14 protein-coding genes and 1 tRNA gene are annotated in these 11,675 nt (G+C 57.0%); 4 read left to right on the forward strand and 11 right to left on the reverse strand.

Translation table 11 applies throughout. The features are described from left to right. Positions 1 to 27: 27 nt before the first annotated feature. The gene (locus KBY02_RS09095) at positions 28 to 942 is read left to right on the forward strand and encodes a transporter substrate-binding domain-containing protein (RefSeq protein WP_011267472.1); all 915 of its coding nucleotides are present in this window, start codon (positions 28 to 30) and stop codon (positions 940 to 942) included. Between the two features lie 158 nt (positions 943 to 1,100). On the opposite strand, the gene KBY02_RS09100 is transcribed toward KBY02_RS09095, so the two are convergent. The 9 genes from KBY02_RS09100 to thrS all read right to left on the reverse strand — a co-directional run bounded on the left by KBY02_RS09100 (position 1,101) and on the right by thrS (position 8,550). Then, a tRNA-Pro gene (locus KBY02_RS09100) sits at positions 1,101 to 1,177 on the reverse strand. Positions 1,178 to 1,265: 88 nt separating this feature from the next. After that, the gene (locus KBY02_RS09105) at positions 1,266 to 1,622 is read right to left on the reverse strand and encodes a MerR family transcriptional regulator (RefSeq protein WP_004408375.1); all 357 of its coding nucleotides are present in this window, start codon (positions 1,620 to 1,622) and stop codon (positions 1,266 to 1,268) included. Continuing rightward, positions 1,603 to 1,905: an integration host factor subunit alpha gene (ihfA, locus tag KBY02_RS09110; RefSeq protein ID WP_002553164.1), complete on the reverse strand. Its 303-nt coding sequence runs from the start codon at positions 1,903 to 1,905 to the stop codon at positions 1,603 to 1,605. The genes KBY02_RS09105 and ihfA overlap by 20 nt, the downstream gene beginning before the upstream one ends. Positions 1,906 to 1,908: 3 nt before the next feature. After that, positions 1,909 to 4,287: a phenylalanine--tRNA ligase subunit beta gene (gene pheT / locus KBY02_RS09115; protein ID WP_225650215.1), complete on the reverse strand. Its 2,379-nt coding sequence runs from the start codon at positions 4,285 to 4,287 to the stop codon at positions 1,909 to 1,911. Positions 4,288 to 4,314: 27 nt separating this feature from the next. After that, the gene (gene pheS, locus KBY02_RS09120; RefSeq protein ID WP_003367019.1) at positions 4,315 to 5,331 is read right to left on the reverse strand and encodes a phenylalanine--tRNA ligase subunit alpha; all 1,017 of its coding nucleotides are present in this window, start codon (positions 5,329 to 5,331) and stop codon (positions 4,315 to 4,317) included. Between the two features lie 104 nt (positions 5,332 to 5,435). Then, positions 5,436 to 5,792 (reverse strand): 50S ribosomal protein L20, encoded by a 357-nt coding sequence (gene rplT, locus KBY02_RS09125; protein ID WP_002553161.1) that lies wholly within the window; start codon positions 5,790 to 5,792, stop codon positions 5,436 to 5,438. A gap of 29 nt (positions 5,793 to 5,821) precedes the next feature. After that, the gene (gene rpmI / locus KBY02_RS09130; protein WP_002553160.1) at positions 5,822 to 6,016 is read right to left on the reverse strand and encodes a 50S ribosomal protein L35; all 195 of its coding nucleotides are present in this window, start codon (positions 6,014 to 6,016) and stop codon (positions 5,822 to 5,824) included. 60 nt (positions 6,017 to 6,076) lie between these two features. Further along, complete coding sequence (gene infC, locus KBY02_RS09135) at positions 6,077 to 6,628, reverse strand: translation initiation factor IF-3 (protein ID WP_170846037.1); 552 nt, start codon at positions 6,626 to 6,628, stop codon at positions 6,077 to 6,079. Next, the gene (gene thrS, locus KBY02_RS09140) at positions 6,628 to 8,550 is read right to left on the reverse strand and encodes a threonine--tRNA ligase (RefSeq protein ID WP_011267470.1); all 1,923 of its coding nucleotides are present in this window, start codon (positions 8,548 to 8,550) and stop codon (positions 6,628 to 6,630) included. The genes infC and thrS overlap by 1 nt, the downstream gene beginning before the upstream one ends. A 349-nt stretch (positions 8,551 to 8,899) precedes the next feature. Here thrS and KBY02_RS09145 point away from each other — a divergent pair, with 349 nt between their 5' ends. Both KBY02_RS09145 and KBY02_RS09150 read left to right on the forward strand, forming a co-directional pair. Beyond that, positions 8,900 to 9,205 carry a hypothetical protein gene (locus KBY02_RS09145; RefSeq protein WP_011267469.1) on the forward strand — a complete coding sequence of 102 codons (306 nt, stop codon included), beginning with the start codon at positions 8,900 to 8,902 and terminating at the stop codon, positions 9,203 to 9,205. Positions 9,206 to 9,500: 295 nt separating this feature from the next. After that, complete coding sequence (locus KBY02_RS09150) at positions 9,501 to 9,713, forward strand: cold-shock protein (RefSeq protein WP_003315566.1); 213 nt, start codon at positions 9,501 to 9,503, stop codon at positions 9,711 to 9,713. A gap of 66 nt (positions 9,714 to 9,779) precedes the next feature. On the opposite strand, the gene KBY02_RS09155 is transcribed toward KBY02_RS09150, so the two are convergent. After that, positions 9,780 to 10,121, reverse strand: coding sequence for a lipoprotein (locus tag KBY02_RS09155; protein WP_011267468.1), 342 nt, complete (start codon positions 10,119 to 10,121; stop codon positions 9,780 to 9,782). Positions 10,122 to 10,430: 309 nt separating this feature from the next. Here KBY02_RS09155 and KBY02_RS09160 point away from each other — a divergent pair, with 309 nt between their 5' ends. Next, positions 10,431 to 10,625 (forward strand): hypothetical protein, encoded by a 195-nt coding sequence (locus KBY02_RS09160; protein ID WP_011267467.1) that lies wholly within the window; start codon positions 10,431 to 10,433, stop codon positions 10,623 to 10,625. A 22-nt stretch (positions 10,626 to 10,647) separates the two neighbouring features. Here KBY02_RS09160 and KBY02_RS09165 read toward each other — a convergent pair whose 3' ends face one another. Next, complete coding sequence (locus KBY02_RS09165; protein ID WP_011267466.1) at positions 10,648 to 11,673, reverse strand: nucleoside hydrolase; 1,026 nt, start codon at positions 11,671 to 11,673, stop codon at positions 10,648 to 10,650. Positions 11,674 to 11,675 lie beyond the last annotated feature (2 nt).

The following is an 11,675-nucleotide window of genomic DNA, read 5'->3' on the forward strand; positions in this document are numbered from 1 at the left end:
TCGCCTCACCCTAATGAGGAGCTTTTGATGCGTACCTTCTCTGCAATCCTGGGCGTTACCCTGACTGTGGCCTTAAGTAGTACTGCCCTCATGGCTGCCGAACCCACCGGCACGCTTAAGAAAATCAAGACCTCGGGGACCATCACCCTGGGTCACCGAGACTCTTCCATTCCCTTCTCTTATATGGCCGACGGATCCGGTCAGCCGATGGGCTACTCCCATGACATTCAATTAAAGATTGTCGAGGCTATCAAGCAAGAACTCGGTATGCCCAAGCTGAACGTACGGTACAACCTGGTGACATCACAGACGCGTATCCCACTGGTGCAAAACGGCACTGTGGACCTGGAGTGCGGCTCCACAACCAATACCGCCGAGAGAGCTCGGCAGGTCGACTTCTCGGTCGGCATTTTTGAAGCCAGCACCCGTCTGTTGGTCAGGAAGGATTCGGTTTACAAGGACTTTCAAGATCTCAACGGCAAGAACGTAGTGACTACTGCTGGCAGCACTGCCGAGCGGATGCTCAAGGTCATGAATGCCGAGAAAAAGATGAACATGAACGTAATCTCTGCCAAAGACATTGGCGAGTCTTACCAAATGCTCGAGTCCGGCCGCGCCATTGCGTTTATGCAGGACGACGCATTGCTAGCGGGCGAAATGGCAAAGGCAAAGAAACCGGAAGATTGGGTAGTGACTGGCACCCCGCAATCCAACGAAATCTATGGTTGCACAATGCGTCGGGGTGATCCGGATCTCAAAAAAGTCGTGGATGACTCGATTAAGTCACTTTTTGTCTCAGGTGAAATCAACGCCATCTACGATAAATGGTTTACTCAGCCCATCCCTCCCAAAGGCTTGAATCTCAAATTCCCCATGAGCGCAGAGCTCAAAACAATCATCGCCCAACCCAACGACCAACCGGCACCGGAAAAGGCTCTTTAACGGCCGTCCCCTTCCAGCACACAGCGAAGCACTCTTCTCGCGCCATGAACTTTGTAGCTGCTGAAGATTCAACCAAGAGCCAGAATTTTTGTAGGGGTAAAAACGCTTAAAAACAAAAAAGGGTCGCGAGATAAAATCTCGCAACCCTTTGAATTATATGGTCGGGACGGAGTGATTCGAACACTCGACCCCTAGCACCCCATGCTAGTGCGCTACCGGACTGCGCTACGCCCCGACTAGGCGTGTATCTGTTTTGCAACCTGCGAAAACGTTGAGGAATATACCCTAAGCATTTGAATTTTGGAAGTATCCTGACTGCTCAATTACGCCTTGAGCATGACGAGTACGTCTTCCAGCTCCGCAATCATCTCGCGAATCATCTGCTTGTACTGCTGGGTGTCATCCTTTGGTTCACCGGCGGTAAGACGAAGTCGGGCGCCACCGATGGTGAAGCCCTGATCGTATAGCAGGCCGCGGATCTGGCGGATCATCAGCACGTCCTGGCGCTGATAATACCGACGGTTTCCGCGTCGCTTGACGGGGTTGAGTTGAGGAAACTCCTGCTCCCAATAACGCAGAACGTGCGGTTTTACCGCGCAGAGCTCGCTGACCTCACCGATGGTGAAGTAGCGTTTGCCGGGGATCGGCGGCAGCTCGTCGTTATGACTTGGTTCCAGCATATGCCTCAACTCGGGCCTTCAGCTTCTGCCCTGGACGAAAGGTGACCACACGGCGCGCCGTAATCGGAATCTCTTCACCGGTCTTGGGATTTCTCCCAGGCCGCTGGCGCTTGTCTCGAAGGTCGAAGTTGCCGAAACCTGACAACTTCACCTGCTCGTTATCTTCCAGAGCGTGCCTGATTTCTTCAAAAAACAGTTCGACCAGTTCCTTGGCTTCCCGTTTATTCAGGCCCAGCTCTTCGTACAGACGTTCGGCCATCTCAGCTTTCGTCAGAGCCCCCATACGCTACTTCCTTAACGTGGCGTTTAACCTCTCCTCAAGCGAGGTGAGGATAGCAAGTGTCGTTGCGTTTACCTCATCGTCATTAAGAGTGCGTGATGGATGCTGCCAGGTCAAGCCGACTGCAAGGCTTTTTCTATGCGGATCAATGCCTTTACCCTGGTAAACATCAAATAACCTGAGGTCTGTGAGCCACTCGCCTGCATTTTCACGAATAACGTCCAGAACCGCACTGGCCGAAACATCCCGATCGGCCAGCAGCGCCAGGTCGCGGCGCACTTCAGGGAAGCGCGACAGCTCGTGGAATTTCGGCAGACGGCCGGTCGACACTTCCGCCAGAACCAGCTCGAAAACAAACACCGGACGATCCAGCCCCAGGGTTTTCGACAGTTCCGGGTGAATGGCGCCCAGGAAACCGACCTCACGGCCATCACGCTCGATGCGCGCCGTCTGGCCTGGGTGCAAGGCAGGATGCTGACCCGGCGTGAAGGTGAACTCGCCCAGTGCACCGGCAAAGCCCAGAACCGCTTCAACGTCAGCCTTGACGTCGAAGAAATCGACTGCATCACGACCTTGCGCCCAGCCTTCCGGCAGGCGGCTGCCGCAGACAACGCCCGCCAGCATGGGCTCTTGCTTCAAGCCATCGAGCTGACCGACGAAGCGCAGGCCGCTTTCGAACATCCGCACGCGGTCCTGCTGGCGGTTGAGGTTGTGCTGCAGCGCCTTGACCAGACCCGGCCACAACGAGGCACGCATGGCCGCCATGTCATTGGAGATCGGGTTGGCCAGCAGCAAGGGCTTGGCGCCCGGCGAGAACAGCTCGAACCATTTCGGGTCGATGAAGCTGTAGGTGATCGCTTCCTGATAACCGCGGGCAACCAGCAGGCGGCGCAGCTCAGGCAGATCGCCGCTGGCTTCGGCCTTGGCCTGAGGAGCCAGACGGGCCTGTGGATAGCGGACCGGCAGACGGTTGTAGCCGTAAAGACGTGCCAGCTCTTCGATCAGGTCGACTTCAAGGCTGATGTCGAAACGATGACTTGGCACTTCGACACGCCATTGCCCATCGGCTTCGGCAGTCACAGCCAGACCGAGACCTTTCAGCAGGCGTTCGATTTCAGCGTTTTCGATCACCAGACCGAGCATCTGCTCGACGCGGCTGGCGCGCAGCGTAACCGGGGCGATCGACGGCAAATGCTGCTCGCTGACCACTTCGATCACGGGGCCGGCTTCGCCACCGGTGATTTCCAGCAGCAGGCCAGTGGCCCGCTCCATGGCTTCACGGGCCAGTTGCCAGTCCACACCACGCTCGTAGCGGTGCGAAGCGTCGGTATGCAAGCCATAGGAACGCGCCTTGCCGGCCACCGAAATGGTGTCGAAGAACGCGCTTTCCAGGAAAATATCGCGAGTACCGGCAGTCACACCGCTGTGCTCGCCACCCATGACACCGGCGATTGCCAGCGCGCGCTGGTGATCGCCAATGACCAGCGTGTCGGCACGCAGGCTGACTTCCTGGCCGTCGAGCAGAACGAGCTTCTCGCCCTCCTCGGCCATACGCACACGAATCCCGCCGTTGATTTCGGCCAGATCGAACGCATGCAGAGGCTGACCCAGTTCCAGCATCACGTAGTTGGTGATGTCGACAGCGGCATCGATGCTGCGCACGTCGGAACGACGCAGACGCTCGACCATCCACAGCGGGGTCGGACGCGACAGGTCGACGTTGCGGATCACACGGCCCAGGTAGCGCGGGCATGCAGCCGGCGCCAGCACTTCGACCGGGCGCACTTCATCGTGTACAGCGCTGACAGCAGCGACCTGCGGACGGGTGACCTCAGCGGCGTAAAGCGCACCGACTTCACGCGCCAGACCGGCCACCGACAGGCAGTCGCCACGGTTCGGGGTCAGGTCGACCTCGATGCTGGCATCGTCCAGGCTCAGATAGACACGAATGTCCTGACCGACTGGCGCATCGGCTGCCAGCTCCATCAAGCCATCATTGCCCTCGCCGGCCTGCAACTCGGCAGCCGAACACAACATGCCGTTGGACTCGACGCCGCGCAGCTTGGCTTTCTTGATCTTGAAGTCGCCCGGAAGCTCGGCGCCGATCATGGCGAATGGAATTTTCAGGCCCGGACGCACGTTTGGCGCGCCACAGACGACCTGAAAGGTTTCGCTGCCATTGCTGACCTGACACACACGCAACTTGTCGGCATCGGGGTGTTGCTCGGTGCTCAGCACCTCCCCCACTACCACGCCGCTGAAAACGCCGGCGGCCAGCGTCACGCTGTCAACCTCAAGACCGGCCATCGACAGACGAGCAACCAGCTCGTCGCGGGAAACCTGCGGGCTTACCCAGCCGCGCAGCCATTGTTCACTGAATTTCATCCTGCTCTCCTGATGGGTTCGTACGACTTAGCGAAATTGCGCGAGGAACCGCAAATCGTTGTCGAAGAACAGGCGCAAATCATTGACGCCGTAACGCAGCATGGCCAGACGCTCTACGCCCATGCCGAACGCAAAGCCCTGAAACTCTTCAGGATCGATGCCGGACATGCGCAGCACGTTCGGGTGGACCATGCCGCACCCCATGACTTCAAGCCAGCCGGTCTGTTTGCAGACGCGGCAGCCCTTGCCACTGCACATCACGCATTCCATATCCACTTCCGCCGAGGGCTCGGTGAACGGGAAATACGAAGGACGGAAGCGCACGGCCAGCTCTTTCTCGAAGAACACACGCAGGAATTCTTCGATGGTGCCTTTCAGATCGGCAAAATTGATGTCGCGATCGACCAGCAGGCCTTCGATCTGGTGGAACATCGGCGAGTGGGTGATATCCGAGTCGCTACGGTACACACGGCCTGGGCAGACGATGCGGATCGGCGGCTGCTGCGATTCCATGGTGCGTACCTGTACCGGCGAGGTGTGGGTGCGCAGCAGCATGTTCGCGTTGAAATAGAAGGTGTCGTGCATCGACCGGGCCGGGTGGTGGCCTGGGATGTTGAGCGCCTCGAAGTTGTGGTAATCGTCTTCCACTTCAGGGCCTTCGGCGATGCCGTAGCCGATGTGCGTGAAGAATTGTTCGATACGTTCCAGAGTACGGGTAATGGGGTGCAGACCACCTGAGGTCTGACCGCGGCCCGGCAGGGTCACATCGATGCATTCGGCTGCGAGCCTGGCAGTCAGTTCTGCCTGCTCAAACGATGCCTTGCGTGCATTGAGAACCTCTGTGACACGTTCCTTGGCAACGTTGATCAGCGCTCCGACTTGCGGACGCTCTTCAGCTGGCAGGTTCCCCAGGGTCTTCATCACCTGAGTCAACTCGCCTTTCTTGCCGAGGTAGTGAACCCGGATTTGCTCCAGGGCATTGATATCTTCGGCGCTTTGCACAGCCTCAAGAGCTTGAGAGACCAGCGCGTCCAGGTTTTCCATGTACAGACTCCAGATACAAAATAGGGGAAGAGCTGAAGGCTCTTCCCCTATTTATGACGTTTAACACCGACCCCGGAGAACCGGGGCAAGTGATTGTCGGGGACTTAGGCCAAGGTGGCTTTAGCTTTCTCGACAATCGCAGCAAACGCCGCTTTTTCGTTCACTGCCAGATCAGCCAGAACCTTACGGTCGATCTCGATGGACGCTTTTTTCAGGCCAGCAATGAAACGGCTGTAGGACAGACCGTTAACACGAGCACCAGCGTTGATACGAGCGATCCACAGAGCGCGGAACTGACGTTTTTTCTGACGACGGTCACGGTAGGCGTATTGGCCTGCCTTGATTACCGCTTGCTTGGCAACACGGAATACGCGTGAACGCGCGCCGTAGTAGCCTTTTGCAAGTTTCAGAATTTTTTTGTGACGCTTACGGGCAATGACGCCACGCTTTACACGAGCCATGAGTTACTTCCTCTATATCTTGATCAAAATTAACGAAGGCGCAGCATGCGCTCGACTTTTGCCACGTCAGACGGATGCAGCAAGCTGCTACCGCGCAATTGACGCTTACGCTTTGTCGACATTTTGGTCAGGATGTGGCTCTTGAAAGCGTGCTTGTGCTTGATGCCGTTGGCGGTTTTCAAAAACCGCTTAGCTGCACCACTTTTAGTCTTCATCTTTGGCATGTTCGGATACTCCGCATTCAGTTGATAAATATAACCGCAAGGCCTGCCGTGCCCTGGTGGTTATTTCTTCTTTTTCGGGGCGATGACCATGATCAGCTGGCGTCCTTCCATCTTAGGATGCTGTTCGACGGAACCGTATTCGAGCAGGTCACCTTCAACCCGCTTCAACAGCTCCATACCCAGCTCCTGGTGGGCCATCTCACGACCGCGGAATCTCAACGATACCTTGGCCCTGTCCCCGTCACTCAGGAAACGTACCAGGTTGCGTAGTTTTACCTGGTAATCCCCTTCCTCCGTCCCTGGACGAAACTTGATTTCTTTAACCTGGATCTGCTTCTGGTTCTTCTTCGCTGCAGCAACCTGCTTCTTCTTCTCGAAGATCGATTTGCCGTAATCCATCACACGGCAGACCGGAGGGACTGCGTCGGCAGAAATCTCTACCAGATCCAGCTTCGCCTCTTCGGCAATACGAAGCGCTTCATCAATCGAGACGATGCCAATCTGCTCGCCGTCAGCGCCAATTAAACGAACCTCGCGGGCCGAGATATTTTCATTGATCGGGGCCTTGGGTGCAGCTCGTTTATCTTGTCTCATTTCACGCTTAATAATAATTACTCCGTATCTTGGCGACCACGCCGGGAAACCGCTTGTGCGAGGAATTCAGCGAATTGGGCGACCGGCATCGAGCCAAGGTCAGCGCCTTCACGTGTACGCACAGCGACAGTTTGCATTTCAACCTCCCGATCTCCAATGACGAGGAGATAAGGAACCTTGAGCAAAGTATGCTCACGGATTTTAAAGCCGATCTTTTCATTTCTCAAGTCGGACTTGGCACGAAACCCGCTTTCGGCCAGAGTTTTTTCCACTTCGAGGGCAAAATCGGCCTGTTTGTCAGTGATATTCATGATCACTGCCTGGGTAGGCGCCAGCCAGGCCGGAAACGCCCCTTCGTAATGCTCGATCAGAATTCCGATGAAACGCTCGAAAGACCCAAGGATTGCGCGGTGCAACATGACCGGATTCTTGCGACTGTTGTCTTCCGAAACGTACTCGGCACTCAAACGGATCGGCAGATTGAAGTCCAGCTGCAAGGTGCCGCACTGCCATACCCGACCGAGACAATCCTTGAGGGAGAACTCGATTTTCGGACCGTAGAACGCGCCCTCGCCCGGCTGCAGGTCGTAAGGCAGACCAGCGCTGTCGAGTGCGGAAGCCAGCGCCGATTCGGCACGGTCCCAAAGCTCGTCGGAGCCTACACGCTTTTCAGGGCGAGTGGACAATTTGAGTTCGATATCCTTGAAACCGAAATCGGCGTAGACATCCAGCGTCAGCTTGATGAACGCGGCGGACTCGGCCTGCATCTGGTCTTCGGTACAGAAGATGTGCGCATCGTCCTGGGTGAAGCCACGCACGCGCATGATGCCGTGCAAGGCACCCGACGGCTCGTTACGGTGACAGGCACCGAACTCGGCCAGACGCATCGGCAGCTCGCGGTAGCTTTTCAGGCCCTGATTGAACACCTGCACGTGGCAAGGGCAGTTCATCGGCTTGATCGCGTAGTCGCGGCTTTCGGACTCGGTGGTGAACATGTTGTCGGCGTAGTTGGCCCAGTGCCCGGATTTTTCCCAGAGCGAGCGATCGACCACTTGCGGGGTCTTGATCTCGAGGTAGCCATTCTCACGCTGCACTTTACGCATGTACTGCTCAAGCACCTGATACAGGGTCCAGCCCTGCGGGTGCCAGAAAACCATGCCCGGCGCTTCTTCCTGGGTATGGAACAGGCCGAGACGCTTGCCGATCTTGCGATGGTCGCGTTTTTCGGCTTCTTCGATGCGCTGGATGTAGGCTGCCAGTTGTTTCTTGTCGGCCCAGGCAGTGCCGTAGACGCGCTGCAATTGCTCGTTCTTGGCGTCGCCACGCCAGTAGGCACCGGACAGCTTGGTCAACTTGAATGACTTCAGGAAGCGAGTGTTCGGCACGTGTGGACCGCGGCACATGTCGACGTATTCTTCGTGGTAATACAGGCCCATGGCCTGCTCGCTCGGCATGTCTTCGACCAGACGCAGCTTGTAATCTTCGTGACGGGCGGTGAACACCTCGATCACTTCAGCGCGCGGCGTGACTTTCTTGATGACGTCGTAATCTTTTTCGATCAACTGCTGCATGCGCTGTTCGATCGCCGCCATATCGTCAGGCGTGAACGGGCGCTCGTAGGCGATATCGTAATAGAAGCCGTCGTCGATCACCGGGCCGATGACCATTTTTGCAGTCGGATACAACTGCTTGACCGCGTGCCCTACCAGGTGCGCGCAGGAGTGACGGATGATTTCCAGTCCTTCCTGATCCTTGGGGGTGATGATCTGCAGGCTGGCATCGTTTTCGATCAGGTCGCAGGCGTCGACGAGCTTGCCGTCGACCTTGCCGGCGACGGTGGCCTTGGCCAGACCGGCACCGATTGAAAGCGCGACATCGGCTACGGAAACCGCCTGATCGAATGAACGTTGACTGCCGTCGGGAAGAGTAATAGTTGGCATGGCGCCTCCTCTCCTAGTGGTGACCCCTACCAAAGGTCACGTGGGTTGGGATGAGCCAGTACGTGATCCGGTGGTATGCCTGCCTCACAGTGGCAGGAGCCTTGGGGCCAACCTTGAACCGGACCAGATGACTGGAATGTACGAAAAAACCTGCCTGCGCGGCACCGAAAGCCATTGGCCATGGGGCGCTGGAAAATAACAGGACGCGCATCCTAACACAGCCAGGCCGGCCGGGATGCACATCCACGCAAATGAAATGGAATTGGCACGCCGCCTGAACTGGCTGGCTTCATGGGCGTCAGAAACCAGCAAGACCCCGTACGTTTTTTCCAGCAATAAGGAGAACACCATGAAGTTTTCACGCCTGACCAGCCTCCTCGTCTGCAGCGCCGCCCTCATCCCGCTGGGTGCTCACGCTGCGATGGATGGAGCGACACGCACCACCTTCAGTCAGGAATGCGTGGCTGCGGCCAAGAAACAGGGGCTGAATGACAAGACCGCAACGACTCACTGCGAATGCGGAGCACAACAGGTAGACAGTCACTTCACCGACAAGGAAATAGCCTCGCTCAAGGACACCAAGGCAGCGCCACCCGCTGCATTGACGGCAAAACTGCAAAAACTGGTCGCAGAGAACTGCACAGCGACAAAATAATCATTTTTTTCAGCCGGGGTAAGACGCACGTGCCGAGCGCTGATAGCAGTTGGCCCCGGCACTTCTGAAAGCCATGAAAATCATGGCTTTAAGCGCTATTGATACGGCCCTTTCTGTGCTGAGCCTGGCACCTCTGAGGGCGGTTTGCAGAGTATGGTGAACCGCATATACGGGACCTTTACGCAAAGCGCCCACCTTAATAGCTGTTTTTTTGCTCATTTCGACTATGATAGCCCGGTGTGCCCAGTTGGCCTGAGCAGCACGTTACTGAAAATTATGTTTCTGGAGATACACCATGTCTAATCGCCAAACCGGCACCGTAAAATGGTTCAACGATGAAAAAGGCTTCGGCTTTATCACTCCACAAGGTGGCGGTGACGACCTGTTCGTACACTTCAAAGCAATCCAGAGCGACGGTTTCAAAAGCCTGAAAGAAGGCCAGACCGTTACTTTTGTTGCTGCTAAAGGCCAGAAAGGCATGCAGGCAGAAGAAGTTCAGGTGGCCTGATTCACCTGACACAAAAAAAACCCCGTCACCGACGGGGTTTTTTTATGTGCAAAAGAAAGTACCGGCTCAGCCGCAATTGATACGGGTCACCTTCCCCGACGCGTCGGTGTTGACGTTTACCCGCTCGGATCGGTATTCCAGTGTAACCATGTCGTCAGGACCAAGAATGCGCGCATCCTGCGAACCGGAACGGGCGCGGACTTGAGAAAGGAGGTCGATGGACGCCTGCTTGCCAATGGCGAACTGGGCAAGCCCTGCATCACAGCGCCCAGGTATCGCGTTGCTGGCTGGCGCGTCGGCCTTGACGGGCGCTTCAGCACTGGCACTGCTATCAGATGCCGTACTGCTGCAGCCTGCCATCAATGAAGCCACGACCATAAAACCCAATGTTGCGAATTTCCGGGGCATACACCCTCCTCTGCCAATGAACATTTCCAGCCCTGTCCGACCGCGCTCAGGCGCGTTGGTTGCACGGTCCGACCGACATGCCTTGTATAACCTGTTGATCTGCCTGGAACGGGAGTCTGCCTTGGCATGAAACAGGGCGTGCAAGGAAATCGTCACAAAACGTTTATCGCCGCAGCTCATTGAATCGGGCTATCAGGATCATATCTAAGTAGAAGTGTCAAAATGCGCGCGGGATGGTTTACTGCCAGGGACACAAACGCCGGGAAGCGAGCAGCGTGTGCGTGACCCTTCAGTGGAGATCAGACAGACATGACAGCCATAACCCTAGACGCGGACATCAAGGCCAGATGGCCTCAGGGGCACTGCTCGCACAGCCCCGGGAATCCGGAAGAACTGATGATCATCGCAGTCGACCTGCTGATCAAGGAACTGGGCACCGAGGGTGCCCGTGCCTTCATCAGCCAGGTGCTGAGCCGCTATGCCGCGGCCGGACTGCCCGCCTGATACGCGGCCTCAGGTTGCGTACTTACTTGAGACGCGCCAGACGCTCGGTCAGCAGATCGAAGAACCCCTGAGCGTCGCCGTTCTCGACCCAGAATACATTCTGCGGCTGCTTGAGCGTGCCGTACCAGTCGGCCACTGTCTGACCAAAACCGATGCCCTCACGCGTGTCCACGGTCACGTTAATCTGCCGCCCGGAAAACAGCTCGGGCTTGAGCAGCCAGGCAATCACGCTGGCGTCGTGTACCGGCCCGCCGGGCAAACCGTAATGCTCCATGTCCAGCTTGACGTATTCATTGAGAATGCCGTCGACCAGCTTGCCAGCATTGTTGCCCAGTGCGGCGATCTGCTTGAGGCGTTGTTCACTGGTGAGAATCTTGTGGGTCACATCCAGCGGCACATACGTCAGCTTCACACCGCTGGCCAGAACGATCTGCGCGGCATGCGGGTCGGCGAACAGATTGAATTCGGCAACCGGGGTGATATTGCCGCCGTTGAAATGCGCGCCACCCATGACCACCACTTCCTTGATGCCCTGAGTGATTTCCGGAGCCTGTACCAAGGCCAGCGCCAGGTTGGTCTGCGGGCCGAGCATGGCGATGGTGATGCTATGTGGCTTGGCCTTGCTCAGGGTGCGGATCAGGTAATCGACGGCATTGCCTTCGGCAAGGCCCTTGGCGGGCTCGTGCACGGGCACACCCGGCAGACCTTCCTGACCGTGAACGTTCTCGGCATAGATCGGCGTACGCACCAGCGGCTTGGGCGCACCGGCATACACAGGCACCTCTTCGCGCCCGGCCCACTCACGCGCCAGCCTGGCATTACGCGAGGTCTTGTCGAGCCGCACATTGCCGGCCACCGTGGTGATAGCCATCACGTTGAGCTCTTCAGGTGACGCCAGCGCCAGTAACAGCGCAACGACATCGTCCGCGCCTGGATCCGTATCGATGATCAGATCACGCTTTTCAGCCGCCTGGACAGCAGCAGTACCGAGAATGGACAAGAGCAACGCTCCACGAATGAACTGTCTGGAAAACTGTATCAATGTCATAT

Source organism: Pseudomonas sp. P129, from assembly GCF_020312195.1.
GTDB lineage: Bacteria > Pseudomonadota > Gammaproteobacteria > Pseudomonadales > Pseudomonadaceae > Aquipseudomonas > Aquipseudomonas fragariae.

Bases quoted from the DNA above. Each gene is read 5' to 3' on its own strand.
- KBY02_RS09095 (WP_011267472.1), top strand. From the start codon at position 28: ATGCGTACCTTCTCTGCAATCCTGGGCGTTACCCTGACTGTGGCCTTA.
- KBY02_RS09105 (WP_004408375.1), bottom strand. From the start codon at position 1,622: ATGCTGGAACCAAGTCATAACGACGAGCTGCCGCCGATCCCCGGCAAA.
- ihfA (WP_002553164.1), bottom strand. From the start codon at position 1,905: ATGGGGGCTCTGACGAAAGCTGAGATGGCCGAACGTCTGTACGAAGAG.
- pheT (WP_225650215.1), bottom strand. From the start codon at position 4,287: ATGAAATTCAGTGAACAATGGCTGCGCGGCTGGGTAAGCCCGCAGGTT.
- pheS (WP_003367019.1), bottom strand. From the start codon at position 5,331: ATGGAAAACCTGGACGCGCTGGTCTCTCAAGCTCTTGAGGCTGTGCAA.
- rplT (WP_002553161.1), bottom strand. From the start codon at position 5,792: ATGGCTCGTGTAAAGCGTGGCGTCATTGCCCGTAAGCGTCACAAAAAA.
- rpmI (WP_002553160.1), bottom strand. From the start codon at position 6,016: ATGCCAAAGATGAAGACTAAAAGTGGTGCAGCTAAGCGGTTTTTGAAA.
- thrS (WP_011267470.1), bottom strand. From the start codon at position 8,550: ATGCCAACTATTACTCTTCCCGACGGCAGTCAACGTTCATTCGATCAG.
- KBY02_RS09145 (WP_011267469.1), top strand. From the start codon at position 8,900: ATGAAGTTTTCACGCCTGACCAGCCTCCTCGTCTGCAGCGCCGCCCTC.
- KBY02_RS09150 (WP_003315566.1), top strand. From the start codon at position 9,501: ATGTCTAATCGCCAAACCGGCACCGTAAAATGGTTCAACGATGAAAAA.
- KBY02_RS09155 (WP_011267468.1), bottom strand. From the start codon at position 10,121: ATGCCCCGGAAATTCGCAACATTGGGTTTTATGGTCGTGGCTTCATTG.
- KBY02_RS09160 (WP_011267467.1), top strand. From the start codon at position 10,431: ATGACAGCCATAACCCTAGACGCGGACATCAAGGCCAGATGGCCTCAG.
- KBY02_RS09165 (WP_011267466.1), bottom strand. From the start codon at position 11,673: ATGACATTGATACAGTTTTCCAGACAGTTCATTCGTGGAGCGTTGCTC.